This window comes from Actinomadura alba, from assembly GCF_014323705.1.
GTDB classification, from domain to species: Bacteria; Actinomycetota; Actinomycetes; order Streptosporangiales; family Streptosporangiaceae; genus Actinomadura_C; species Actinomadura_C alba.
The window spans coordinates 189603-214848 of sequence record NZ_JABVEC010000013.1 but is presented as its reverse complement, the minus strand read 5'-3'; the positions used below and the strand labels follow the sequence as shown (position 1 = coordinate 214848).

Here is a 25246-nt window from a genome sequence, read left to right as displayed (position 1 = left end):
TCTTCGCCAGTCGGCCGTATAGGGCCGGGGGTTCGAATCCCTCCGGGCGCGCGCACCGCAGGCTCCTCGGATGAACGCGATCATGGAACGGCAGCAGCGACTCGTCGACTGCGGGATCGGGCATGAGCGAGCGGGAGGCGAACACCATGCCCGGCACCCGCATCGTCCCCTCCGGCTCGATCCGGAACCGCTACGGGCCCTCCTGCACGATTTCCATGATCGTTTTTACTTGTGAGTGATGGACTCTGCGATATCCGTGGCAGCGAGCTGCACGAGCCGGCCGCCCAGATCGATCAGCGCCCGGCCGGCGGCCAGCTCGTCACCTATCTCCGGCACCAACCGGTCACGCGGGTTACGCCGGGCGTGGCCGACCCCCTCGACCGTAGTGCCGTTCATCGTGCTGAGCACGGCACGCACATGGGTGTTGTCGCCGGCCTCACTGATATCGATCCGCACACCCCATTGCTTGGTCTCCATGACGTTCACCTCCCTCCCCCAGCCTCCTGGACCGCGTTTCCCCTGGCACAGGGACCGGGGGCCCTGGCGTTAGGGGCAGAAGGCCCCTGTCGCCCGATGCGTCTCAGCCCCGATGCCGGTAGGGACAGAGCGATGCTTGAACACGCAGGTCAAGGCTGCTTTTGGATAAGTTTCGCATTCGTCTGGATTGAGCAGTAATCCGAATAGAGGGGACTAATGAGAGGGGCAGCTATGACTACGGCCCGTGACATCATGCATTCTGGGTGCGAGTGCCTGGGGATCAACGAGACTCTCACGAACGCCGCGCGGCGGATGGCCGAGCTGAACATTGGTGCCATGCCGGTCTGCGGTGGCGACAACCGGCTGAAGGGCATCATCACCGACCGTGACATCGTGGTGAAGGCGATCGCGAAGGGCAGGAACCCGGCCGAGGTCAAGGCCGGCGACCTCATCGGTGAAGCCGCGGTGTGGTGGGTCGACGTGAACACGGACGTCGATGAAGTACTGCACCAGATGGCCGAGCACAGGATCCGCCGCATGCCCGTACTGGACAACGAGAACCTGGTCGGCATCATCAGCCAGGCCGACCTCGCGGCGAAGCTGCCAGAGGACAAGGTCGGCGAGCTGGTGGAGGCCATCTCCAGCACGTCGCATTGAACGGCGTGGCCGAGAGCCACCAGGTATCAGGCGGCGCGGCCTTCTCACTGTGGTGACCGGGCACGTTTACCGACTGGCGCCAAGATCCGCGAACGCGGGATCGAGCCGCCCAAGGGTTAAGCGCCGGCCCGCCTCGCGTACCAGGTGATACTGGCTCCGTTCGGGAACGACCTGCGGTCGGTCGGGGTGAGCGCGGTGGGACGGAAGCCACCATCGACGAGGGCGGGGCCCGCGCCCGCCACCACGGGATAGCTCTTGACGATCAGTTCGTCGATCTCGGGCAGCAGCGAGGCGGCCAGCCCTCCGCCGCCGCAGAGCCAGACGTCCAGCCCGTCCTCGCGCTTGAGGTCCCGGACGAGCGCGGCGGAGTCGCGCACCAGTTCCACCGCCGGGTCGTCGATGCGGTCCAGGGAGCTGGAGGCGACGTACTGCCGCAGGTGCGCGTACGGGCTGCTGATCCCTTGGTCGAGCACGGCCCGGTAGGTGTTCAGCCCCATCAGGACGGTGTCGAAGCGCCTGTTGGGGACGTCCACGAGGCCGGCGTGCGGACGGTACTGCGTGGGAACAGTCTCGGGATAGCGCGCGTTGACCCAGGCCATGTACGCGGCGGCGGCCTCGCCCCCGCCGACCGGGTAGAAGTCCGCCTCCCCGCCGGGGCCCGCGATGCGGCCATCGATGGACACGCCGATGTAGTAGACGAGCTTGCGCATATGACCACTCCATTTGAAGTACTATAGACGAAGTTGCTTGAACGTTAGTACTACAAGTGGAGTGGTGTCAACCATGCGCAGGAACGCCGAGAGGAGGGCGGCGCTCATCGACGCCGCCATCGAGGTGCTGGCCGAGCAGGGCGCGCGGGGCCTGACCTTCCGGGCGGTGGACGGCGCGGCACAGGTCCCGCCGGGGACGGCGTCCAACTACTTCGCCAGCCGCGACGACCTGTTCACCCAGGTCGGCGCGCGCGTCTACGAGCGCCTCCAGCCGGACGAGGAGACCGTCGCCCGCCACCTGGAGGGCGCGCAGGACCGGGAGAAGTTCGCCGAAGTGATGCGCGAGACCGTCCGCCGGGTCGCCGGTTTCCGGACGGGATACCTGGCGCTGCTGGAACTGCGGCTGGAGGCGACACGGCGTCCCGAACTGCGGGCGGTGCTGACGCGGAGCGTGCGCGCCGACGTCGATGCCAACGTCGCCGGCCACCGGGCGTCCGGGCTGCCCGGTGACGCGACCTCAGTGCGGCTGCTGCACATGGCGCTGAACTGGCTGATCGTCGAGCGCCTCACGCTGCCGGAGGTGTACTCCGAGCAGGAGGCCGACGACCTCGTCGCCCGCGCCGTGGAGCGGCTCGTCTAGCCTCGCTGCGCGCCGGACGGCCGCCGCCCACGAACCCTGGACTGGACGCCAGCCTCCTGACCTCGACGGCGACCTGCTGCTTTTGATCGGCTGCTGAACCATTGATCAGGCGAAATGCCCCCGTCATTCATGCATGGTTTCCTTCCGTGGCCATGCCGTTTCCTGCGGTGGGCGTGACTCGGCCTCAGGGTTCGCGGGCGCGGAGGTACGCGTCCAGGTCGGCGGCGCCCTTGAGCATGGCGCGACCCCGGGCGGACAGGCGGGCCTGCCAGTCGCGCAGGGTCGACTCCAGCGGGGCGACGCCGCCGGCGGAGCGGACCTGAGCGATCAGCGGGGCGATCTGCTCCAGCAGGTAGCCGCCCCGCCTGAGCTGGTGGGCCAGCCGGACGTCCCGTACGTCGGCCGCGCCGTAGATCCGGTAGCCCGTCTGCGGATCGCGGCGCGGCCGGACCAGCCCGGCGTTCTCCCATTTGCGCAGGGTGGCAGGGCGGATGCCGAGGCTCCTGGCCAAGGGGCCGATGAACGTGTCGCCGCGCTCCTGCGGCACGGGCGCCAGATCGCGGAGCGCGGCTTCGACGGCCTGGAGGGTGCGGCGGTCGTCGAGGAGTTGGCCGTGGCTCTCGTCGATGAGCCGCAGCGCGTCCTCGGTGGCACCCCGGTTGACCGTCTGCATGATCGACATGGCCGTCTGGTGACCGTGCCCGGGCACGAGAGCGAGGAACGCGCGCAGGGCTTGCGCGTGCAGCGGCGTGTAGGTGCGATAGCCGTGGACGGTGCGTTCGGCGGCGGGCAGGATGCCGGCGTCCTCGTAGTTCCTGATCGCCTGGGTGGACAGGCCATGCTCGCGCGCCAGGTCCACTGGCCTCATGGATGCATCACCGATTGAAGGTCCATCGCGATGAGAGCAGGGGTTTCCAGGGAAAAGTTTACACTGAGTGTTCAACGATACCGTTGAAGGTATGGACATCAAGGGCACGGCCCGGCCGCTTGACGGCGCGGGCGTCTCGGCGTTCCTCCGGTCGCTTCCCGCCAAGCCCCTGCTGCTCGGCCTGGGCGAGGCCAGGCACTTCGTGGGGGAGCTGGGCGAGTTGCGCAACGAGATCTTCCGGCATCTGGTCGAGCACGAGGGCTACCGGTCGTTCGCCATCGAGAGCGACTGTCTCATGGGCCTCGTGGTGGACGACTACATCACGATGGGCGCGGGCACGCTCGATGACGTCATGGAACGCGGCTTCAGCCACCGCTTCGGCACGTCCCCGGCCAACCGCGAGCTCGTGCGCTGGATGCGCGCTTACAACGAGGAGCATGACGAAAAGCTCCGGTTCTTCGGCTTCGACGGCCCGCTGGAGTATTGGGCCGAGAGCCCGCGCCAGGCGCTCACCACCCTCTACGCCCTCCTCGACGGCCCGCTCCCCTGCACCAGAGAAACCCTCGACGCACTGCTCGGCCCGGACGACCGGTGGACGAACGAGGCCACGGTCATGGACCCGTCCCAGTCGATCGGCCAGTCCGCCGACGCCCAGCGGCTGCGGCTGCTCGCCGACGACCTGGTGGCGCTGCTCGACACTCAGGCGCCGCGGCTGAGCGCGCAGGACAGGGAGCGGGCGGCACTGTACGGGCGCACGGCCACCGGCCTGCTCCGCTACCACCACTGGATGGCCGACACGTCCCCGGCCCGGATAGCCAGGCTGTCGGGACTGCGGGACGCGATGATGGCCGCCAACCTGCGTGCCGTCGCCGAGCACGGCCCCGTCCTGGTCTTCGCCCACAACCTCCACCTGCAGCGGAACAAGAGCTTCATGCCGCTCGGCGACCTGCTGCTGGAGTGGTGGAGCGCGGGGGCGATCACCGGGACGCACCTGGGCGACCGGTACGCCTTCCTGGCCTCCGCCTTCGGCACGACGGGCGACAACACCCCGCCCCCGGACACCGTCGAGGGCATCCTGTCCACGCTCCCGTGGGACCACTCCCTCATCGACGCCCGCCGCCTGGCCGAGGCCATCACGAAGCCCGCCCCGCGCATCTCCCACGATTTCGCCTATTTCCCGCTGGACCCGGCCCAGCTCGACACGGTCGACGGTGTCGTCTTCCTCAAGGAGGCTGTCAGGCTGGAGGAAGCTGTCAGGCTGGATTGACAGGCGTAAGCGTGTCAGCCCTGCCTGACACGCATACGCACCATCACACCATCCATGCCCGCCCCCTCGCCAAAGGCGGCGCCCTCGTTCCCGCTCCCGGGCCACGAACGGGTATCAGGGCCGTCCGGCGGCGTCGCCGATCGCTTCGTCGAGGATCGCCAGGCCGAGCGAGATCTCTTCCTCGGTCGCGGTCAACGGCGGGGCGATCCGGAAAACGCCGCCCATTCCGGGTAGCTGCACGATGTTCATGTGCAGGCCCAGCTCAAGGCAGCGCCGGGTGACGAGCACGCCCAGTTCTTCGGAAGTGCGCTTGGTTTCGCGGTCGACGACCAGTTCCAGGCCGGCCATCAGCCCACGCCCCCGGATGTCACCGACGACCTCGTGCCGGTGCGCGATCTGTTCCAAGCCCTGCCGGAGGATGCCGCCCAACTGGAGCGCGCGCTCGTCGAGTCGGTCGCGCTGCAGCACGTCGAGGACGGTGTTGCCGACCGCGGCGGGCAGCGGGTCCGCGACGTGCGTGGTGAAGAACAGGAAGCCCCGATCGTGCGCCGCCTGTTCGAGTTCGGCGCTGGTCAGCACGGCAGCCAGGGGAAGCCCGGCGCCGAGCGTCTTGGACAGGGTGAGGATGTCGGGGACCACGCCGTCGCGCTCGAAGGCGTACCAGTTGCCGGTGCGGCAGAGTCCGGTCTGGGCCTCGTCGACGATCAGCAGCATTCCGCGTTCCCGGCACTTGTCCTGCAACGCGCCGAAGTAGCCGGGCGGCGGCTCGATGACGCCACCGGAGCTGAGGATCGGCTCGACGATGCAGGCGGCCAGGCTGCCGACCGACTGTGCGTCGATCAGGTCGAAACCGAAGTCCAGCTGACGCCGCCAGTCCAGCTCGCCGTCGGCGTCGGTGAAGTCGGGGCGGTAGCGGTTGGGCGCCGGGATGGCGAAGTTACCAGGCGCGAGCGGGCCATAGCCCTTGCGGCCGGCGCTGTAGGTGGCGCCCGCGGCCGCCTGCGTCATGCCGTGCCAGGAGCGGGCGAACGAGACGATCTCGTGCTTGCCGGTGACGAGCTTTGCCATCCGGATGGCCGCTTCGTTCGACTCGGCGCCGGTGGTCAGCAGCAGCGCCTTCTCCAGCGGCTCCGGCAGCGTCTCGGCCAGGCGCCGTGCCAGGTCGACGACAGGGCGGCTCAGCATCCCGCTGAACAGGTGGTCAAGCTTGCTCGCCTGCCGCGTGAGGGTGGCGACGATCTCCGGGTGCGAGTGGCCGAGGATCGCGCTCATCTGGCCGGAGGTGAAGTCGAGGATCTTGCGGCCGTCCTCAGTGAACAGGAAGCTCCCGGCGGCATGGTCGATGATCTCGCGGGTGAACGCGCCAGCACCGGCGTAGCGGACGAGGTGCCGGTCGGCGTCAGCCCAGAAGGCATCGGCGGTGGACAGCGAGGCGGAGGTCAAAGCAGCCATGGCTTTGACGGTAAGTCCGGACCGAGCGACACGTCCATCTCACAATTCCGGCTGTCCTGTTCGGTAAAACCGAACAACAATGAGCGAATGCTGAACCCATGGCGGCTGCGGCTGCTGAGCCTGCTCGAGAACCTGGGCACGGTCCGCGCGGTGGCGCAGGCCGCCAACCTGAGCGCGTCGAGCGTGTCGCAGCAGCTCGCGTTGCTCGAAGTCGAGACCCGTACCCACCTGCTCGAACGCACCGGCCGCCGGGTGCGGCTCACCCAGGCCGGGCTTATCCTGGCGCGGCGGTCGCGGGCGATCCTCGACCACATGGACGCCGTCGAGGCCGAGCTGCGCAGCCTCGGCGAGGAGCCGGTCGGCCTGGTGCGGCTGGGCGCGTTCCAGAGCGCGATCCACACCCTTGCGGTGCCCGCGGTGACCCGGCTCGCCGGCACGTTCTCACACCTGGACGTCGAACTGCTGGAACTGGAGCCGCATGAGAGCATCCCGGCCCTGCGCGGTGGTGACGCCGACGTCATCATCACGACCACCGACTTCGTCGAGCTGCCGCTGGGCCCGGACCTCGACATCGTGCCGCTCACGACCGATCCGATCGTGCTGGTGGCATCGCCGGACCACCCGGCACCGCGCGGGCTCGCGGACCTCGCGGCCTACGCCGATGAACAGTGGGCGCTCGACATGCCGCAGTCGTACATGGCGAACCTGACGCTGCGGCTGTGCCGCGAGTCGGGGTTCGAACCGCGGGTGGTGTGCCGCTTCAGCAACTACATGATGACGCTGCAGCACGTCGAGGCCGGTCTGTCGATCGCCCTGCTGCCGGGCTTGGCGGTCGACCGGCGGTACCGGGTGGTGACGCGCGAGCTGGCGGCACCGGTGAACCGCACGATCACAGCGGTGGTACGGCGCGGCTCTCCGCCACGAGCGGCGGTGAACATGGTGCTGGACGCGCTACGGCAGCCGGACCTTCCGGCCCTGGCCAAATGGGATAGGTCGGAAGGCACACATTCTCCTCCGCACCCCGAGCTCACGTGACAGCGACCCAAAGGCAAGACGTCAATGGACGATGCGGTGCCTCAAACACCGACTCTCCGACATCGTCTACCGGCACATGGCCGACGACACCCTCATGCATCCGATGACGGGCCCAAGAGGACACCGGGGAGCGACTACTGACTCCAGCACGGCCGGCTCACATCCCCACGCCGACACTTCGGACAAGCCCCTTCCCGGACCCGCCACCACACAGCCTACGACCGCCCTCAGCACGGCTCCTTGACACAGAGGGGACCCCTGAGCGGATGCGTCGCCAGCCGTCAGCCGACCGGAAACATCCGTCGATCACCAGCTCGCTGTCACAAACATGCAGGTCGCGCCCGGTCCCATCTGTGTGGCTTCCCCCCACAGGGTTCGAACCTGCGCGACTCCGACTCCATGATGATGTTCCCGATGATGCGCCGCCGCTCGGCAAGGCGAATGCATGATTCGGTACCGTCCTGCGCCCTGGCACCGGATGGGCAGAATCCGAGGTAAACCCTGCCAAAATCGTCGATCATGTATCTCGTGACGCCCTGGGCGGTCGCCTCACTTGGGATCCGCCTCCCCCTCCACACGTGGTTGGGGGTAACCACGCGCCGGTCGCGCCGGTCCCGCCGACCTAGCGCCCAGGGCGCACGACATGAACGCCCGACTCGATCCCAAGCGTCAAGGCAGGCCCAACGAATCATTCACCCGTTGAGCACAGCCAGCGTGCGCCGGTTGTCATCTGGAGTCGACGCCTACGACACTCACGACCCGGCTATCGATAGCGACATCGGCCGGCGCATAACGCATGCGTTTTGGACCTTCCTCCGACGGTCGCGATCATCCCTGTGACGCGCGCAGAAGTATGATCAACGGCATCCGAGCAACCACGGACATCAGCCAGCGCGCAACTCGTGCTCCGCGTCACGGTGTCTGCGGACATTTTGGGGATCGTGTGCCCGGCCGGTCCCGCTCGTCGCGCTGTCGGCACCGACGGGGTTAAGCAACGTTCATAGGAAGGCTCGCAGCCTGCAATCAGCGGTAGTCCGCAGCGTCGACATTATAGACCAACTTGAGATGCTCGTAGCCCCTGATTCGTTCGGTTCGCCCAGACAGAAGAACAGGAGCAAGCGCTTCAAACACTTTACGAACTGCAACATCGTCGTATTCATTAAGCGCAGGAGTTGCACGGAGAAATAGCCCACCGTAAGATAGTTTAGTCACCTCGTAAAATGCTCCCGTCCTGCGCAGAACGTCGACACCCCCCAATCGCTCCGCTATCTCCGCCGCACATATTGTCACCCATGAATAACCTCTGAGCTCTTGACGGCTATTGAGTATAGTATCCCAAACCGAATGAGGGAGAATCGCTTCTAGTGCGGTCTGATTACCAATATCATCGTTGGTTACATTTCCAAAGCTACTGCGTTGCACTTCCGCTTGGCCTTGAACGAGAGATGCCCAGTCATTTTGCCGCTTTGGCGATTCTTGCCAGTTTAGAAAAGACTGATTCGCGATGGCGCTAAAATGCACCCATTCCGGGTCGTCGCGCAATCGTTCAACACTTATTCGTGCTATTTTCGACTCTGGCTTACCGTTGACATCCAAGGGCGACATCTCAAGTTTAGCGTAGTGCGGTCCGCGAGAGAGTCCTTTAAGGAACTTTTCCCAAGCGCCTATGGAATACAACGAAAGTCGCCCGCCGCTCGTAGGCTTTTGATGCACGCTCATAGCACCCCATAGAGTGCAAGAGTCTCCCCATGGAGATTCATCGTCTTGGGGTTTGTTCAGCCTTGGCTCTTGCCGCAATTCCTCGTGAAGTTCAGACAGTCCACCAGTAAGCACGGCCTCAAACCACGAACGCGCGCAGATGCTATATTCCTTATCGGATGCGACATGCGCGATCGTCTCCGCCATCAAAACGTCACCACGCATCGAAGCACCCTCCTAGATAAAGATCACGGGGAATCCTGGCCGACTGCATGATTGACAGACCCGATCCACGTCAGCGTGACCGTCGGCCGAACGTCCCGCTATTGCGGGAGTTCGTCGCGTAGCAGCTCGTCAAGAGCGTGAATCGTGTCCGCGTCGATCCGCTCGGGGAGATGGGCTAGCGCGACGTGCACCGCCGTGGCGGTCCGCTGGCGGGACGGCAGCGTTCCTCCAGTTCATCCAGAGAACGGGTCCCCCAGTGCCCGTGGTACCGCTGATAGGACAAGTCGTCGTGCCCCCATAGCCCCACCAGCAGCAAGGGGACTTCATGGACGTCACCGCAGCCGTCCAGCAGCCTGTTCCAGTCGACCCGATCCAGTCCCGCCAGCGGCAAGGCGGCATCCGAATTCACCACGGTCGAGAGCCTAATGTTCGTGTGCGGTCTTGCGCCCCATTGAGCCGGCTACCGCGACTGGATCACTGCCTCCCATTATCAGGTTCCCTCGCGGTCGCTGGGAGACCGCGAGGGAACATGATCATGAGGAGTAGACCTCGACCTCGACGAGACGCGAGTAGTCGCCGTTGTTGGAGGCCAGCCCCACGATGCGCACCGCGTCGGCGGTGACGGCGTCGAACGTTGACGTCACGTGGCCGACGACGTTGGCCCGCACCTCGTGGACCGTCTGCCAGGCGCCGTCCACACGCACCTGGACGTCGAAGTCGCGCAGGCCGTATCGCGCGGCCGGGTAGCGGGCCGAGTCAAGCGTGTACGTCTCGACCCGGCTGATCGTCGCAGGCTCGGCCAGCGCGATCTGGTGTGTGTCCGGGAACACCCCTCTGGTTGCGTCGTTCCAGCCGGTGAGGGTGTCCCAGTCGTTCGAGTTCTTGTTACCGTCGACGGCGCCGCAGACGTCGAAGTTGCCATGAGTCGACGAGGCGCTCGCCTGCTCGCCGAGGGCGAGGTTGTCGCCGGCGCCCTTGGGCGGCAGCGGCAGCACCTCGACTGGGACGGCGAGCACCTGGCGGTCCACGGTCAGCTCGACCTGGTACTCACCGGACTCGGCGTCCCGGGGCACCGTCACGCCGACGCGGGTCGACACCATGAAGTCCGGGTCCCGGGCCGGCAGCCACGAGGAGAGCACCTGGCGGTCCAGCGTCACCGGCGGCTCAGCGGTGAGCTCCATGTCGGCGTACAGGTCGGCGGTGCCGGTGTTGGTCATGCCCACCTGCAGCGAGCTGGGCAGGCACGGTAGCCCGACGACCTCGATCCGCTCCGGCGTGGCCGTGAGCCGCACCGGGCTGCGGTCCGGCCGCGCCGCCGAGGCCACCGAAGGGGTGACCAGGCCGAGCGTTGCCGCGGAGAGCGCGACGACGGCGATGTGACGCTTCATGACTGGCCTCCGACGACATGGATGCTGGGGTCGCCGTCCTTGACGACGAGTCGCGCGCGCGTGCTGATGGTCCCGTCCGGCACGATCACCCGGTCGGCGACACGGTAGTCGGCCACCCACTGCTCGGGCGTCACGTCGACCCGGACGTAGCCGCGCTGGAAGTTGGTGAACTTCACATGCGGATTCTCGGCGAGGATGGTCAGCCCGCCCTGGTCGTTGTCCATTCCGTCGAGGCCGGAGCTGATGGACGTCCCGACGAACTCCGTCCCGACCACCGGCGCGGTGTCGTTGGCGTAGTCCGCCTTGAGCTCGGAGACGATGCTGCGGTGCAGGTCGCCGACGATGCTCACCAGATTGCGCACCCCCCGCTCCTGCGCCCCGTCGAGGACCCGCTGGCGCGAGGCGGCGTAACCGTCCCATGTGTCCATCGGGACGAGGATTTCAGGACCCGCCTTGACGTCCAGTTGCGCAATGGCCGTCTGGTGCGCCAGCACCTCCCACCGGGCGGACCGCTCGGCCATGCCGTCGAGCAGCCACTTCTCCTGCGCGTCGCCAGTGATGGTCCGGTCCGGATCCAGCGACTCCGGGTTCGGCGGCTTGGAGCCGTCGCCGGCGGCCTGGTTGTCGCGGTACTGGCGGGTGTCGAGCATGTTGAAGCGGACCAGGTCTCCGTACTGGAAGCGGCGGTAGAGCTGCATGTCAGGGCCGGTGGGCGACTGCGCCATTCGCACCGGCATGTGCTCCCACCAGGCGCGAAAGGCGTTCGCGCGGCGCACCAAGAACTCGTCCTGCGGCGTGTTGTTCTCCGAGATCGGGCCGGCCCAGTTGTTATCGACCTCGTGGTCATCCAGGGTGACGATCCACGGTGCGGCGGCGTGCGCGGCCTGCAGGTCCGGGTCGGTCTTGTAGAGCGCGTACCGGCCGCGGTACTCGTCCAGCGTCATGGTCTCGCGGGTGAAGTCGACCGGGACCGGCTGCCGGCGCACCCCGGAGTCGACGCCGACGCCGTACTCATAGATGTAATCGCCCATGTGGAAGACGACGTCGTGCTCCTGCGCCGCCATGTCGCGGTAGGCGGTGAAGAAGCCCTCCCAGTACGCCTGGCACGAGGCGAACGCGAACGACAGGCCGGGCACCGGCCGGCCGTACTGGGGCGCGGTGCGGGTGCGGCCGACGGGGCTGAGGTGCCGGCCGACCCGGAAGCGGTAGTAGTAGTGCCGCCACGGCCGCAGGCCCTGCACGTCGATGTGGACGCTGTAGGACTGCTCGCGCCGCGCCCGCGCCGTCCCGCTGCGCACCACGTTGCCGAACTGCTCATCCTCGGCCACTTGCCACAGCACCGTGACCGGGCGCGGGCCCAGGCCACCGAACGGCGCCAGCGGCTCGGGTGCCAGCCGGGTCCAGATGACGACGGAGTCACTGAGCGGGTCGCCGGACGCGATGCCCAGCGTGAAGGGGTCACTGCGCAGGTCGGTCACCTCGACGGCGCTGCTGTCGGCCCGCGCGATCCCGGGGAGCGATCCCGCGACCGCGAGGCCCATGGCGGCCCCGGTGACGGTGAGGAACCTGCGGCGGGTGGCATCGACCGAGCCGAGCCGGAGATGGCTGAAGGGGGAGGGTTCGTCGATCACAGAGGAGATCAGATCAGTTGCAACCGACTTCAAAACGGACAGCAGGCAACAGTCTGCCGAACGGATCGGTTTGGTGCGATTGCGCAACGGCGGGTGCAGCGATCGAGCCCGGTGGGGGCGGTGATGGTGGTCGTGCGTCCGGCCATCACACCGGCATCCCCGACCCGCAGCCCGTTGAGCACCATCGAGACGGATCGGCTCTTCCCGCCACCGGCACCGACTTGTCAGCGTTCCAGGTTCGCCGGACGGCAGGTGCGCGGGGCGTTGACGGGGTTGCAGCGGGCCGGTTCCGCGCCGGGAAGCTGGGCGACGTAGTCGCTGCCGTTCCTGGCGGCCATTCCGACGACCGGGAAATCAGTGCTGACGACCTGCGCTCCGCTGTCGAGGGCCGCCTTCAGCTGCGTGGTGTCCCCCGTCCTGGCCTCCTCGAACGGGACGTCGGAACGCGTGCGGACGAAGTAGCCGCGCCGGACCAGATCCTGGATCTGTGCCAGCCCCGTGCCCGTCGGCTCGTTCAGCTTGACGAACGCGGCGTCCGGTCGCCCTGGGACAGCGTTGGTGAAGATGACGCGGCCTTCCAGGTTGGGGCGGCCGGTGAGGTACGGGGACTGGATATCGGCACCCTGGTTGTCCATCAGGAACAGGAACCTGCCGCGGGACTGCTCCAGCGTCGGCCAGCCGTACCTCAGCACCGACTGCTCGAGGGTGAGCCCGGGCCGCCGCAGGTCGTCCGGCTTGATGATCTTCTTGTCGCCGACCACCGACCGGATCTCCGCGTCGAGCGCGTCCATCAGGCCGGCGTCCCAGCGCGGGCTGCGGGGCCCGCCCAGCTTCTCATAAGCCGGGTCAGTGGACTTGAACTCCAGCAGGACCGGGATAGGCACATGGCCGGGGTTGTCGTCGGACCACGCCCGCGCCTGCGACAGGCACGTGCGCAGCGACGAGCACGAGGTCCCGTAGTCGTGGTCGCCCCAGTGCAGGACCTTGAAGCCCGGCTTCTTCAGCTCCGGGTCCTCAATCGTCCCGAGCCCGGCCTCCCGCCGCACGATCGGCGCCGTGTACAGCCCGCCGTCGGGATCGGGCAAGATGTCCAACTCGATGCCCCGCACCCGTTGGGCGGAGAACTGCAGGGGCAGCGAAGCGTGCGAAGCGTGCGAATAGGCCAGATTCCACCAGTTGGCGTCCCGCCGAGCCTGCACCGCCTTCTCAGCGTCGGTCAGCTCGCGGTGGTAGCTGTTGTGCGTGGCGATCACCTGGATCTGGTTGAGCCGCACCCCACCGCTGTCACGGTTGAGCTCCTTGTCCGCATGCGCGGGAAACGTTCCGGCCAGCGCCGCCACGGCGCTCGACAACGCAGCGAGGGAAAGGGCGATTCGACGACGTCCTGGCACGGGAACACACTCCTGGAGAGACGCAGGGCCTACGACGACGGCTGAACACTGGATCACCCATGTGATCGGCATATGACTGATCACGATGCTCATCGTGAACCGGCCGGGAACACCGGCGCCCTGACGGCTGTTCGCGGCCACGCACCGAGGACGAGTCAGCGGCCACTGCCTGCGGGACGAGATCTGCAGCTTGGCGAAGACCTTGCTGAGGTGCCATTCGATCGTGCGCGGGCTGATGAACGTCGATGAAGGGTGACGGGCGGGAGCCAGAGCCGGCGCAGGCCCTCGCCCCATGCCTGGTCGGGCGGTCAGGACTGGACGGCCAGCGTGCCCAACAGGGCCAGGGCCTCGGCGGAGCGAGATCCCGGCTCGGCCGGTTGGGCGATCAGCCGCTGGTCGGGGGGGCTGGTCATCGAAAAGATCTCGGTTCGCAGGTGCAGTTCGCCGACGTCGGGGTGAAAGAAGTGGCCGCTATGCGGAATCGTTCCGCGAGGGTCGCGACCGGCCCACAGCCGCCGGAACTCCGGGCTGGTGATCGATAGTTCGCCGACCAGTTCACGCATGCGTTGCTCATCGGGGGTTTGGCGGGCCGCCTGGCGCAACTCGTGCACGGCGGCTCGCGCGCTGATGCCCCAGTCGCGGAAGAACTCCCGCCCCGCGGGGTCGAGGAAGATCATGCGCAGCATGTTGTCGCCGAAGATGAAGCGGTTGTGCAGCGCTGCCGCCAGCCGATTGCGTGCCAGTACGTCATGTGACCTGCCCAGGATGTAGGCCGGGGCCACGGTCCAGTCGTTGAGCAGCTGCAGCACCTCCGGGCCGGCCTGTTCGGCACGGGCCGGCCGCCGTCTTTGCACGACCGGGCGCGCCAGGCGGTACAGCTCCACCATGGCCGCCTCGTCCAGTCGCAGCGCGTGGGCCAGGCTCTCCACGGTCTGGCGGGTGGGGTGGCGTTCACGTCCCTGTTCCAGACGGGTGTAGTGGCCGACGCTCAGGCCGGCCAGCCGGGCGACCTCATCACGGCGCAACCCGGGAGCCCGGCGGCGGCCCCGGGTAGCCGCCATCTTGGTCTGCTCGGGCCGTACCTGCGCGCGACGCGCGCGTAGGAACTCCCCCAGCGGGTTGCTCCCCTCACTGTCCATGATCGTGAGGTTAGGGGAGAAACCGGCCTGGCAACGCTGCTTACCCTGGGCACGTTATTCCCAGGGTATGCGGGCCGAGCACCCTGGCAGCGGGCAATGAAACGATGATGGCAGGTCGCGGCCTGCGCCGAACCTGCCTCGCTCACCGCGCCAGGTCGCAACACCCTCTTCCCAGGTCGGCCCTTGTCCCCCACGTGGATACGCGCAAATCCGGCTTCCTTTACGGACAGCCCTTAGTGTGACGGTATGAGCAGCAGCACACCGTTGGGCGAATTCCTGCGCGCTCGTCGCGATGCCCTCAAACCGCAAGAGGTCGGGCTGCCGGAATACGGCCGGCGCCGGGTCAAGGGGCTGCGCCGCGAGGAGGTGGCGATGCTGGCCGCGATGAGCAGCGACTACTACGTGCGGCTGGAGCAGGGACGCGAATCCAGCCCCTCGCCCCAGGTGGTCGAGGCGGTGGCGCATGCACTGCGGCTGGACGCCGTGGCAACCGAGCACCTGTGGCGGCTGGTGCAGGCGCCGGAGTCCCGCCGCCGGCGCCGCGCGGAGGACACCCCCGTCAGCCCGCAGCTGCTGCAGCTCATGGACAGCTGGGCCACCTCCCCGGCCTTCGCGCTTGGTCCGGCGCTGGACGTCCTGGCGTGTAACACGCTGGCCGCCGCGCTGCACGAGGGGTTCACCCCCGCCGACAACCTGGCCCGCATGGTCTTCCTGGACCCGGCGGGGCGGGAGTTCCACCAGGAGTGGGAGCGAGCGGCGCACTCCTGCGTGGCGGAGCTGCGCGCCGCCTACGGGCACGATCCGGAGTCCGCACGGATCGGCGAGGTGGTGGCGGAACTGTCGGAGCAAAGCCCGGAGTTCGCCGACCTGTGGGGCCGCCACGACGTGAAGCCCAAGACCCAGGAGGGCAAGCACCTGCGCCACCCGCACGTCGGCGACCTGCACATCCAGTTCTCCGCCTTCACCGTCAACGGTGCCCCGCACCAGCAACTCGTCGTCTACCAAGCCGAGCCCGCGTCCCCGACGGCCGCCGCGTTCGAGCGGCTGCGCGTGCGGGCCGATCAGGCGGTGGCCCGCACGCTGCAAGCCGCCGATGCGGCCCGCGCATCCCAGGTCGGTGACGTGGGGCCCGGCTAGCGTGCAGGATCCAGTCAGCCGACGTTGTGCGGCCGGGGCGATGCCCCGGCCTCCTCACGGCGTTGTGCACCCGGCGCACCCTGCACGGTGGCGATTCGCTGCCCTGATCCTGGTTCCTAGGTAAGGCATTCCCAGGAAACTCACGATCTTCTTCGACCACGGCGACCTGGACAGACTTCGATCTGTCAGCGGCGGGACCACCCCGCCGGAGCAGGCGAAAGCCAAGGCGAAAGAAGACATCATGGCCACCTGGTTCATCACCGGAGCCTCCCGCGGCCTGGGCGCGGAGATCGCCCGCGCCGCGCTCGCCGGCGGGAACAACGTCGTCGTCGCGGCGCGCAACCCCGACCGGCTGCCAGAAGATCTGAAGAAGTCCGACGAGGTCCTCGCCGTCGCGCTGGACGTGACCAGGAGCCAGGAAATACCCGCCGCCGTCCAGGCCGCGGTCAAGCGGTTCAACGGAATCGACGTGCTGGTCAACAACGCCGGCCGCGGCCTGCTGGGCGCAGTGGAGGAGATCACCGACGCCGAGGCCCGCTCGCTGTTCGACCTCAACGTCTTCGCCCTGATCGACATGACCCGCGCCGTGCTGCCCATCATGCGCCGCCAGGGCTCAGGCAAGATCGTCAACATCGGGTCGCGGTCCGGTTTCGAGGGCGAGCCGGGCGTGGGCCTGTACTGCGCCTCGAAGTTCGCCGTCGCCGGGATCAGCGAGGCGCTGTCGAAGGAGCTGTTGCCCTTCGGTATCCAGTCCATGGTGGTCGAGCCCGGCGTGCTGCGCACCGACTTCCTGGACGCCACCTCGCTGTCGGTGGCCGGCACGCGGATCGCCGACTACGACGGCACCCCTGCACACGTCACGCTGGACTGGGTCGGCACCGCCAACCACACCCAGCTCGGCGACCCGGTCAAGGGCGCGTCCCTGATCTACGAGGTCACCACCCAGGACGAGCTGCCCACCCACCTGTATCTCGGGCCCGACACCCTCGAACGCCTGCAGGTCAAGCTAGACCAGATCGAGCAGGACCTGGCCCCCTGGCGGGAGAAGTCCGCAGCCACCGCGCACGACGACGCCACTGCGGCGTAACACTCGCACGGCGCCGCCGGCACCACGCCGGCTCACCGGCCCGGCCCTGGCCGGACGCCCGGCCGGCCGGCGAGTTGACCGGCCGCTCCACCCAGCCCGTGGTGTTCCACCATCCCGATCTCCACCCGAAAGAGGTACATGTCATGTCTGCTGCTCTGCTCACCGGCACCCCGCTGGCCGGCCGCGTGGCCGTGGTCTCCGGCGCCTCCAGCGGCATCGGCGCCGCCACCGCGCAGCGACTGGCCGAACTCGGCGCGAAGGTCGCCGTGCTCGCCCGCCGCAAGGACAAGCTCGACACGCTGACCGACTCCATCCGCGCCGCCGGCGGCACCGCAGTCGCGATCCCCGTCGATGTCACCGGCCGAGACGCCGTACACGCCGCGGCCGACCAGGTCGCCGAGCAGCTCGGCACCGCCGATCTCGTCTTCAACAACGCCGGCGTCCAACTGATCTCCGGAATCACCGAACTCCGGATGGATGACTGGCAGCGCCAGATCGACCTGAACGTCACCGGCGTGATGAACGTCATCGGCGCCTTCCTGCCGCACCTGAGCGCCACCGCCGAGGCCGGACGCCCCGCGGACCTGATCAACACCTCCTCCATCGCCGCGACCCGCATCCTGGAGAAGTTCTCCATCTACTCCGGCACCAAGGCCTACATCAGCCACCTCACTCGGCTGCTGCGCGTCGAGCTCGGCCCGAAGAACATCCGCGTGGCCACCATCGAGCCCGGCATGGTCGACACCGAGCTGCCCGACCACGTCACCGATCCCGACGCCAGCAAACTCATGGCCGGCCTGATCGAGCAGATCGATGTCCTGCAGTCCGCCGACATCGCCGAGACCGTGGCATTCATGGCCGCCATGCCGGGCCACGTCAACCTCACCGAGATCACCATCCTGCCCACGGCCCAGGCCATCTAAGCCGTTCGGCAACAGGCCCGGCAGGCCGTTACCGCGAAACGACTGAAAGAAGGCACACCATGACCACTCCCGCCCCCACCGCCGCCGCGTCACTGGACCAGCTGCGCCGCCAGTCCGCCGACCCCGGCCGGCGCATCCTGCTCACCGGCGCCACCATCGTCACCATGGACCCCGACCTCGGGGTCCTGCCCCAAGCCGACCTGCTCATCCAGGACAGCACCATCGCCGCCATTGCCCCGGACCTGCGCGCGCACGGCGGCGCCGACGGCACGCTCGTCATCGACGTGACCGGCTCGATCCTGGTACCCGGCTTCGTCGACACCCACCGCCACGCCTGGGAGGCCCAGCTCCGCCGCATCATGCCGGATGTCAACGACCTGGGTGAGTACGTGATGTCCACCCTGTCCGGCATCGCCCCGGCCTACCAGCCGCAGGACATGTACGTCGGGACCCGGCTCGCCGCGTTGACCGCCATCGACAGCGGCATCACCACCATGCTCGACTTCTCTCACAACTCCCGCACCCCCGCCCACTCCGACAGCGCCATCCAGGCCCTCATCGACACCGGCATCCGCGGCGTGCACGCCTCAATGCGCCCGCACTTCGGCGACTGGGACGGCCAATGGCCGGCCGACTTGACCCGGTTGAAGGAGACCTACTTCGCCTCCGACGACCAGCTCCTCACCCTGCGCCTGGCCACCTTGGCGACCGGCGAGATCGCCGGACCAGACCTCGCCTACGGCGAACACCTCGCCCGCGTCGCCCGTGACCTCGACATCGGGGTCAGCATCGACGCCGTCTTCGGCGTCCCCTCATCCGACGCCATCGTCGGCTGGGCGAAGGGTGAACTGCTGGGCCCCGACGTCACGCTCATCCACTGCACCGGCCTGACCGCCGAGGCGTGGCAGGCGATGGCCGACACCGGCACCTCCGTGTCGCTTGCGCCCACCTCTGAGGCACAGATCGGCCTGGAGAGCGCGATCCCGGCCATCGACGAAGCGCTCGCGGTCGGCATCCGCCCCAGCCTGAGTATCGACGTCGAGGTCGCCCTGGCCAGCGACATGTTCACCCAGATGCGAGCCCTGCACGCGATCCAGCGGATGCGCGCCGTCAACGCCGCCTACGGCACCACCGCGACGCCCACACGGATCGGCGTACGCGACGTGCTCGACTTCGCCACCCTGCAGGGCGCCAGATCCATCGGGCTCGGCAACGTCACCGGCTCCCTCACCCCCGGCAAGCAGGCCGACCTGCTGGTCGTTCACGCCGAGGACCTCAACAACATGCCGCTCAACGATCCGATCGGCACGCTCGTGCTCGGTTCCGACCCGCGCAACATCGACGCCGTGTTCATCGCCGGCCAGGTACGCAAGTGGGCCGGCACCGTCCTCGACGTCGACCTGCAGGCGCTACGAGAGGAAGTGCGCCACTCACGCGACCGCGTCCTGCAGGCCGCTCGCCACGACTGACCCCGGCGACCCGCACCAGAGCACTGGAAGGGCCGGTCATGAACCACCCACACCCAACGAACACCGCCCGTCCGGACGAACGGTCGTCCTGACCGGCGCGACCAGCGGTATCGGGCCGGCCACTGCGCGGCAGCCGGCCCGAAAAACCTGACAGACACCCACTAATAAGGAGAGACCTGGCATGCGCACGATGGAATTTCTCACTGTCATCAAGAACGCGACCGGCGCGAACGCACGCCCCCTGCTCCTGGCCGGCGGCACCGTGGTCAGCATGAGCCCTCTGCTGGGCGACTGGGAGAAGGCCGACGTCCTCATCGGCGGCGAGGCGATCGTTGGAATCGGCCCCGGCCTGCTCAGCGCGGCCCAGGACGACGGAATGATCATCATCGACTGCGCCGACTGCCTCGTTCTGCCCTCCCGCACCGACTTCACCGGCACCGGCTCCACCGGCACCCTGGCCCCCGGCAACCGCGCCGACATCGCGGTGATCCGGATCGCCGACCCGGATAGCACCCCGGACGGCCCGATCATCGCCCGTGACCGGCACCTGGACATACTCCTGGACGGCGGCCAGGTCACGCTCTGGAACGGCCACCCGGCCGACCCCGCCCAGGGCACCGGCGACGTCGTGCCGCCCGCGGCCACCACCGATCACCCCTACGTCGGCCTGTGGGTGGACCAGGACGACTTCCTGCGGCAGGGCCTGCTGCCCGACGGCCGCTACGACGAGGCCCGCGGTGACCGGCCCAGCGCGTACACCGGCCGCTACTGGATCGACGGCACCCGCATCGACTACCTCGACGACCTCGGCTTCTGGGCCTACGGAGAGTTCCACGACGGCGAACTACACCACGCCGGCTACCGGCTCACCCGCCGCTGACCCACACACAAGACAGCCGGATCAAAAGCGGACCGGGTGCCCACATCGGCGCCGGGTCCGCCGTCTGGACGCCGCCGGTGATCCGGCGATGGCGAACACCCTCCCAACACCCCGGGACCGAACCCCGACCGAAAGGACCAGACCCGTGATCAGGGGCGCACTCTTCATCCTCGGGCTACTCACCACACTGGCCGCCTGCGCCAGCGAAAACCCCGGTGCCCGCCGGTCACCGGCCACACCCTCCTCCACCGCTCACCCCTACGTCGGCATGTGGGTCACCGCTGATGGCCGCATCCGCCAAGAACTCCTGCCCAACGGCCGTTACGAGGAAGAACGCGACGGCCGCAAACGCGCCTACACCGGCCGCTACACCGTCACCGGCACCCACATCGACTACGCCGACGATCTCGGCTTCACCGCCACCGGCGATGTCCGCGACGGAGTCCTCTACCACGAGCACCTCGTGCTCTACCGAGAGCGATAGGCCTACCGGCACCCACCCCTCAATTCGCGACCTGCCGAGGGGAGCGATCGGGAAGAGATTCCACCCCGACGGCGCCCTCGACTGGTCCGCGGTGTCGTCCGCGCGCCGTGTGCGTAGATCGCACAGGACGTGCATGCCGTCGACCGGGTCACACGCCATACTGGGACGCGCCGGACCGGGGACAAAGAGGCGCAACTGTGATCCAACAGCACGCGGAGTACGACGTCTTGGTGGTCGGAGGTAGCGGGGTGGACACCATCGTCCGCGTCGACTCCCTGCCGGTCCCGCTCGCCGACTCGGTCCATGTCGGCCCGATCGAGGAGTGGCCCGGCCACACCGGAGGGAACGTGGCCCTCGGCGCCCGGGCGCTCGGTCTGAAGGTCGCGCTGCTCGACTGCATTGGCGACGACTGGACCGGCGCGCAGGTACGCGAGCGACTGGCAAAGGGGGATGTGGAGTTCGCCCCACTGATCTCCCCCGCGGGCACCCGCCGCGCGGTGAACCTGGTGGACGCCTCCGGCCGCCGGATGTCCTTCTACGATGCCCGCGACTCAGCCGATCTGCGGATGCCCCGGGACTTCTACCTCCCCCGGCTGCGGCGCACCCGACACATCCACCTCTCCATCATGAATTTCGCGCGCTTCCTCTACGACGACATCGAGCACCTCGGCGTCCCCGTCTCCACCGATCTGCACGACTGGGATGGACTGGCCGACCACCACCGGGAGTTCGCCCTCCGCTCCGACCTCGTCTTCCTCAGCGCGGCAGGCGCGGGCGAGGGCATCACCGCTCTGATGCGAGAGATCCTCCATGAGGGCCGCGCAGAGACAGTGGTCGCCACGGCGGGCGCGGACGGCTCCTACCTCCTCACCCGAGACGGCGGCTCCACCCCGCACCACATCCCGGCGGCCGTCCCGCCGGCACCGGCGGTGGACTCCAACGGCGCGGGCGACGCGTTCGTCTGCGGCTTCCTGTACGGCAGGCTCACCGGCCGGGATGTACTGGAGTGCGCCCGCCTGGGTGCGGTGGCGGGCGCCTTCGCCTGCACGGCCCCGGGCTCCACCGCCCTCATTGCCCCGGAGGCCCTCCTGACGGCGGATCAGATCCGGAGCAGCGGTACCCATGATCCCGCGTAGGGCCCGTGTTCGCTCGGCGTTCGCGCAGCGTCACGATCGTTGAGGATGCCCGACCCCAGCCATCTCTTCGACCACCTCATATCACCGCGGCTCACGACCTCGCGGCCGAGACCTTCGTCGGTGAGGTCGAGTCCGTACGGCCGCTCACCCCGAAGGCGCGTGACCCGCGCGTCACTCGGCGCCGCCGCCCTCCCCCGGGAGGACGGAGAGGGCGACCAGCACCGCGGGCTCTGGATCGGGGTTGTGCAGCGCACGGATCGGAAGCCCGGTCAGCCACATGGTGTCCCCATAACCGAAAACCCTCCGGGCACCGGCCAAGGTCTCGAGCTCGATCCGCCCGTGCCTGACGGCGACGAGAGCGCCGCGCCATTCGGACTCGTCGTAGACCCGTGTGCCACCGCCGGCGATGGTGATCTCGCGCCGGGCGAACATGGCGCCCAGCCGTCGGCGGAACAGGAAGGGCAGGTCCTCGTTGTTCACGACGATCCCGCCCCCACCATGGCCGCCACCGCACTGTCCTCGACCAGGTCCAGGCCGACCTCGACGCTGCTCATCGGTCACCTTCCGTATCCGTGCGGGCCGCGTGCGGCCCGGACACTACCGATAGGACGGGCGAGGAGCGACGAACTCAACGGCCGCCCGGCTAGAGGGGTGTGTCGCCGTGTTTGCGCTGGGGCGGCGACGCGTGCTTGGCCTCACCGGGGAGCCCGCCCTCCACGATCGCCGACGAACCCGCCACAGGACCCGCGCAACTGCATCATCGTCTCGGGATCGCACGCTCCACATCTCTCGTGTTGCGTCGTGCCGCCCGAGCCCTCGGCCGCGATGGGCCGCCGGCGACGCCCGTGGCCGGGCGGGTGACTCAGTTGCGGCCGGCGGTCTCGGTGAGCCGGGAGCCCAGGAACGCGCGTTCGGCCTCGTTGTCCGCGAGGTCAAGCGCCTGCCGGTAGGCCGCCGCGGCCTCCTGCCGCCGGTCCAGACGGCGCAGCAGGTCGGCCTTGACCGCCGGCAGGTAGTGGTAGCCGGCGAGCGCGCCGGCTCGCTCCAGCTCCTCCACCTCGCCGAGCGCGGCCATCGGCCCGGCGGCCATCGCCATCGCCACGGCCCGGTTCAGCGCGACCACCGGCGACGGCCACACCGTCAGCAGCTCGTCATACAGGACGAGCACCTCGTCCCAGTCGGTGTCGGCGTAGGCCGGTGCCGTGGCGTGCTCCGACGCGATGGCCGCCTGCAGCGTGAACCTGCCAGGGGTCCCGCCGTCCAACGCCTCGGCGACGAGCCGGCGCCCTTCCTCGATGGCGGCCCCATCCCAGGCCGATCGATCCTGCTCCTCCAGCAGCAGCAGGCGCCCCTCGGCGTCGGTCCGCGTGGTCCGGCGTGCGTGGTTGACCAGCAGTAGCGCGAGCAGTCCCTTGACCTCGGGCTCGCCAGGCATCAGCTCGTGCAGCATACGGACCAGATCCAGCGCGCGTTCGGCGGGGTCGGCGCGGGTCAGCGTCCGGCCCGACGGTGCGGTGTGGCCGGTGGTGAACAGCAGGTGGATGACGGTGAGCACGGAGTTGAGCCGGTCCGGCAGCTCGTCGGGCTCGGGGACGCCGAACGGAATGCGGGCGTTGGCGATCTTTTTCTTGGCCCTGGTGATCCGGGCCGCCATCGTGGACATGCTGACCAGGAAGGTCTTGGCGATGTCGGCGGTGCTCACCCCGCAGACCAGCCGCATCGTGAGCGCGATCTGCGCCTCGCGGGCCAGTGCCGGGTGACAGCACATGAAGATGAGCCGGAGCCGGTCGTCGTGCATCAGCGGGCCGGCCGCCGATCCGGTCTGCGGCACGTCGGGCTCGGCCTCGGGCTCCACGAGCAGGTGCAGCTTGGATCGCAGGGTCTTGGCACGCCTCAGCGCGTCCAGCGCGTTGCGGCGGGCCGCGGTGGCCAGCCAGGCACCGGTGTTGTCCGGGACACCGTCCCGTTCCCAGGCGTCGAGCGCGGACACGTAAGCGTCCTGAACGCACTCCTCGGCCAGGTCGAGATCACGCAGGACCCGCGCCGTCGAGGCGAGTACGGCGCCCCACTCCCGCCGGTGCGCTTCGGCGACGGCGCGCCGCACCGCGGCCGAGTGCGAGCCGATCACCGAACCGTCTTCATCCCTGTTCATGTCGTCGAAAACGGGCCTTGTGCATAAGTGTCCGAAGCATGAGTGCTTGAAGGGTCGTACCTACCGTAGCTTTCCCTACCGTAGCTTCCGGCCGAGCCGCGCCGTCAAGAGGGAAGTTCGTTCGAGGTGACCCTACGCGGCTATTTCCATCCGGGTGTGATCTCCGACGACGAGGCGGTGGTACGCACTGTCGTGATCGCTCGGCCCGATGGCGGCACAGCGGCCGATGATCGAGCCGTACAACCCCGATATCCGCGAGATGGAGGCGCCGTCCATGACGATCGAGTCGGACAGGTTGGCGGCGCGCACCACGCAGTCCCGGCCGATCGCGATATTCGGCCCCACAAGGCTGTTCTCGATCAAGGTATTGGCACCGATGATCGCCGGTCCCTCGACCCGGGAGCCCACGAGACGGGCGCCTTCCCCGATGACGACATGATCGCCCACCACGCTCGCGGCGTCGACCTGCCCCGCGATGCCGGTGGCCAGCCCGCTGAGCAGCCGCCGGTTGCATTCCAGAACGTCCTCGGCCCGTCCGGCGTCCTTCCAATAGCCTTTGTATTCGTCGGCTCGAACCTCGGCGCCATGTGAGAGCGACCATTGGATCGCGTCAGTGATCTCGAGTTCGCCACGCGCGCCGGGAGCGATCGCGGCCACCGCCTCGTGGATCGCGGCGGTGAAGAAGTAGACCCCGATCAGCGCCAGGTCGCTGCGCGGGTGCTGTGGCTTCTCCACCAGCCGCCGCACGGTGCCGTCCTCGCCCAGCTCGGCGACCCCGAACGGACGCGGATCGGCCACCTGCTGCACTACCACCTGCGCCGCCGGGCGGCCGGCGCGAAAGCGCGCGGCCATCTCCGTGACGCCTTCGGGGAGCACATTGTCCCCGAGGTACATGACGAAGTCGTCGTCACCGAGGAACCGGCGCGCGATCCGCACGCAGTGCGCCAGGCCACGCGGCCGGTCCTGCCTTATGTACGTGATGCGCACGCCGAATCGGGAGCCGTCACCGATGGCCTCGGCGATCGCCGGGGCGCCGTCTCCGACGATGAGGCCGATCTCGGTCACCTGCAATGCCCGAATGTTGTCCAGAACGTGTTCCAAGATCGGTTTGTTGGCGATCGGAATGAGCTGTTTCGGCATGGAGTGGCTGAACGGACGCAAGCGGGTGCCCGATCCACCGGATAACACCAATGCTTTCATCGCCTTCGCCTCCGGCCACGACATGGGCATGGGCATGGGCAATCATGCGCCACGTGAGTGGTGATCCTTTCTTCGCCCTTGCTCTTTGCCCGTCCGGTGCGCGCGAACTCCCGGACCGGTGACCGCAACACGACCGTAGGAACGCCCGTCGGACGCGCAATCCTGGAGACGTCTGCGACGGGTGCCGGGCATCATACTGG

25 protein-coding genes are annotated in these 25246 nt (G+C 68.2%); 12 read left to right on the top strand and 13 right to left on the bottom strand.

Annotated elements, in window-relative coordinates:
- Positions 1 to 225: 225 nt before the first annotated feature.
- Positions 226 to 477 carry a DUF1876 domain-containing protein gene (locus HKK74_RS19150; RefSeq protein ID WP_187244596.1) on the bottom strand — a complete coding sequence of 84 codons (252 nt, stop codon included), beginning with the start codon at positions 475 to 477 and terminating at the stop codon, positions 226 to 228.
- A gap of 231 nt (positions 478 to 708) precedes the next feature.
- On the opposite strand from HKK74_RS19150, the gene HKK74_RS19145 reads away from it, so the two are divergent.
- Positions 709 to 1134, top strand: coding sequence for a CBS domain-containing protein (locus tag HKK74_RS19145; RefSeq protein ID WP_187244595.1), 426 nt, complete (start codon positions 709 to 711; stop codon positions 1132 to 1134).
- A gap of 116 nt (positions 1135 to 1250) precedes the next feature.
- Here HKK74_RS19145 and HKK74_RS19140 read toward each other — a convergent pair whose 3' ends face one another.
- Positions 1251 to 1844 (bottom strand): dihydrofolate reductase family protein, encoded by a 594-nt coding sequence (locus HKK74_RS19140; RefSeq protein WP_187244594.1) that lies wholly within the window; start codon positions 1842 to 1844, stop codon positions 1251 to 1253.
- A gap of 73 nt (positions 1845 to 1917) precedes the next feature.
- Here HKK74_RS19140 and HKK74_RS19135 point away from each other — a divergent pair, with 73 nt between their 5' ends.
- Positions 1918 to 2484 carry a TetR/AcrR family transcriptional regulator gene (locus HKK74_RS19135; protein ID WP_187244593.1) on the top strand — a complete coding sequence of 189 codons (567 nt, stop codon included), beginning with the start codon at positions 1918 to 1920 and terminating at the stop codon, positions 2482 to 2484.
- A gap of 184 nt (positions 2485 to 2668) precedes the next feature.
- Here HKK74_RS19135 and HKK74_RS19130 read toward each other — a convergent pair whose 3' ends face one another.
- Positions 2669 to 3352: a TioE family transcriptional regulator gene (locus tag HKK74_RS19130; protein WP_187244592.1), complete on the bottom strand. Its 684-nt coding sequence runs from the start codon at positions 3350 to 3352 to the stop codon at positions 2669 to 2671.
- 91 nt (positions 3353 to 3443) lie between these two features.
- Between HKK74_RS19130 and HKK74_RS19125 the strand changes: the two genes are divergently transcribed.
- Positions 3444 to 4619 (top strand): erythromycin esterase family protein, encoded by a 1176-nt coding sequence (locus tag HKK74_RS19125; RefSeq protein ID WP_187244591.1) that lies wholly within the window; start codon positions 3444 to 3446, stop codon positions 4617 to 4619.
- 114 nt (positions 4620 to 4733) lie between these two features.
- Here HKK74_RS19125 and HKK74_RS19120 read toward each other — a convergent pair whose 3' ends face one another.
- On the bottom strand, positions 4734 to 6071 hold the full coding sequence (locus tag HKK74_RS19120; RefSeq protein ID WP_187244590.1) for an aspartate aminotransferase family protein: 1338 nt from the start codon (positions 6069 to 6071) through the stop codon (positions 4734 to 4736).
- A gap of 87 nt (positions 6072 to 6158) precedes the next feature.
- On the opposite strand from HKK74_RS19120, the gene HKK74_RS19115 reads away from it, so the two are divergent.
- Positions 6159 to 7106: a LysR family transcriptional regulator gene (locus tag HKK74_RS19115; RefSeq protein ID WP_187244589.1), complete on the top strand. Its 948-nt coding sequence runs from the start codon at positions 6159 to 6161 to the stop codon at positions 7104 to 7106.
- Between the two features lie 1023 nt (positions 7107 to 8129).
- Here HKK74_RS19115 and HKK74_RS19110 read toward each other — a convergent pair.
- From HKK74_RS19110 to HKK74_RS19085, 6 genes are all read right to left on the bottom strand, one after another.
- Entirely contained in the window at positions 8130 to 9029 is a 900-nt protein-coding gene (locus HKK74_RS19110) for a hypothetical protein (protein WP_187244588.1), read from the bottom strand.
- Between the two features lie 175 nt (positions 9030 to 9204).
- The gene (locus HKK74_RS19105) at positions 9205 to 9441 is read right to left on the bottom strand and encodes a hypothetical protein (RefSeq protein WP_187244587.1); all 237 of its coding nucleotides are present in this window, start codon (positions 9439 to 9441) and stop codon (positions 9205 to 9207) included.
- Positions 9442 to 9562: 121 nt separating this feature from the next.
- Positions 9563 to 10417, bottom strand: a complete 855-nt coding sequence (locus HKK74_RS19100) for a discoidin domain-containing protein (RefSeq protein WP_187244586.1) — start codon at positions 10415 to 10417, stop codon at positions 9563 to 9565.
- The gene (locus tag HKK74_RS19095) at positions 10414 to 12048 is read right to left on the bottom strand and encodes an alkaline phosphatase D family protein (protein ID WP_312881610.1); all 1635 of its coding nucleotides are present in this window, start codon (positions 12046 to 12048) and stop codon (positions 10414 to 10416) included. The genes HKK74_RS19100 and HKK74_RS19095 overlap by 4 nt, the downstream gene beginning before the upstream one ends.
- A gap of 224 nt (positions 12049 to 12272) precedes the next feature.
- Complete coding sequence (locus HKK74_RS19090) at positions 12273 to 13439, bottom strand: phosphatidylinositol-specific phospholipase C1-like protein (protein ID WP_312881609.1); 1167 nt, start codon at positions 13437 to 13439, stop codon at positions 12273 to 12275.
- Positions 13440 to 13747: 308 nt separating this feature from the next.
- Positions 13748 to 14578 (bottom strand): helix-turn-helix transcriptional regulator, encoded by an 831-nt coding sequence (locus tag HKK74_RS19085; protein WP_187244585.1) that lies wholly within the window; start codon positions 14576 to 14578, stop codon positions 13748 to 13750.
- A gap of 246 nt (positions 14579 to 14824) precedes the next feature.
- Between HKK74_RS19085 and HKK74_RS19080 the strand changes: the two genes are divergently transcribed.
- From HKK74_RS19080 to HKK74_RS19050, 7 genes are all read left to right on the top strand, one after another.
- Positions 14825 to 15715, top strand: coding sequence for a helix-turn-helix transcriptional regulator (locus HKK74_RS19080; protein WP_187244584.1), 891 nt, complete (start codon positions 14825 to 14827; stop codon positions 15713 to 15715).
- Between the two features lie 241 nt (positions 15716 to 15956).
- Positions 15957 to 16802, top strand: a complete 846-nt coding sequence (locus tag HKK74_RS19075; RefSeq protein ID WP_187244583.1) for an SDR family NAD(P)-dependent oxidoreductase — start codon at positions 15957 to 15959, stop codon at positions 16800 to 16802.
- A 143-nt stretch (positions 16803 to 16945) separates the two neighbouring features.
- Complete coding sequence (locus tag HKK74_RS19070; protein ID WP_187244582.1) at positions 16946 to 17725, top strand: SDR family oxidoreductase; 780 nt, start codon at positions 16946 to 16948, stop codon at positions 17723 to 17725.
- A 59-nt stretch (positions 17726 to 17784) separates the two neighbouring features.
- A complete protein-coding gene (locus HKK74_RS19065; protein ID WP_187244581.1) occupies positions 17785 to 19194 on the top strand; it encodes an amidohydrolase family protein in 1410 nt (469 codons plus the stop codon).
- A gap of 181 nt (positions 19195 to 19375) precedes the next feature.
- The gene (locus HKK74_RS19060; RefSeq protein ID WP_187244580.1) at positions 19376 to 20074 is read left to right on the top strand and encodes an Atu4866 domain-containing protein; all 699 of its coding nucleotides are present in this window, start codon (positions 19376 to 19378) and stop codon (positions 20072 to 20074) included.
- Positions 20075 to 20219: 145 nt separating this feature from the next.
- Positions 20220 to 20558 (top strand): Atu4866 domain-containing protein, encoded by a 339-nt coding sequence (locus HKK74_RS40925; RefSeq protein WP_312881608.1) that lies wholly within the window; start codon positions 20220 to 20222, stop codon positions 20556 to 20558.
- 197 nt (positions 20559 to 20755) lie between these two features.
- Positions 20756 to 21694: a carbohydrate kinase family protein gene (locus tag HKK74_RS19050; protein ID WP_312881607.1), complete on the top strand. Its 939-nt coding sequence runs from the start codon at positions 20756 to 20758 to the stop codon at positions 21692 to 21694.
- A 171-nt stretch (positions 21695 to 21865) separates the two neighbouring features.
- Here HKK74_RS19050 and HKK74_RS19045 read toward each other — a convergent pair whose 3' ends face one another.
- The 3 genes from HKK74_RS19045 to HKK74_RS19035 form a co-directional block, all read right to left on the bottom strand.
- Positions 21866 to 22174, bottom strand: coding sequence for a hypothetical protein (locus tag HKK74_RS19045; RefSeq protein ID WP_187244578.1), 309 nt, complete (start codon positions 22172 to 22174; stop codon positions 21866 to 21868).
- Between the two features lie 382 nt (positions 22175 to 22556).
- Positions 22557 to 23846 (bottom strand): RNA polymerase sigma factor, encoded by a 1290-nt coding sequence (locus HKK74_RS19040; protein ID WP_187244577.1) that lies wholly within the window; start codon positions 23844 to 23846, stop codon positions 22557 to 22559.
- Positions 23847 to 23978: 132 nt separating this feature from the next.
- The gene (locus tag HKK74_RS19035) at positions 23979 to 24986 is read right to left on the bottom strand and encodes a glucose-1-phosphate thymidylyltransferase (protein WP_246491731.1); all 1008 of its coding nucleotides are present in this window, start codon (positions 24984 to 24986) and stop codon (positions 23979 to 23981) included.
- Here HKK74_RS19035 and HKK74_RS40920 point away from each other — a divergent pair.
- The gene (locus tag HKK74_RS40920) at positions 24985 to 25110 is read left to right on the top strand and encodes a hypothetical protein (protein ID WP_281397827.1); all 126 of its coding nucleotides are present in this window, start codon (positions 24985 to 24987) and stop codon (positions 25108 to 25110) included. The two genes, HKK74_RS19035 and HKK74_RS40920, sit on opposite strands and share 2 nt — an antisense overlap.
- The last annotated feature ends 136 nt before the right edge of the window (positions 25111 to 25246 follow it).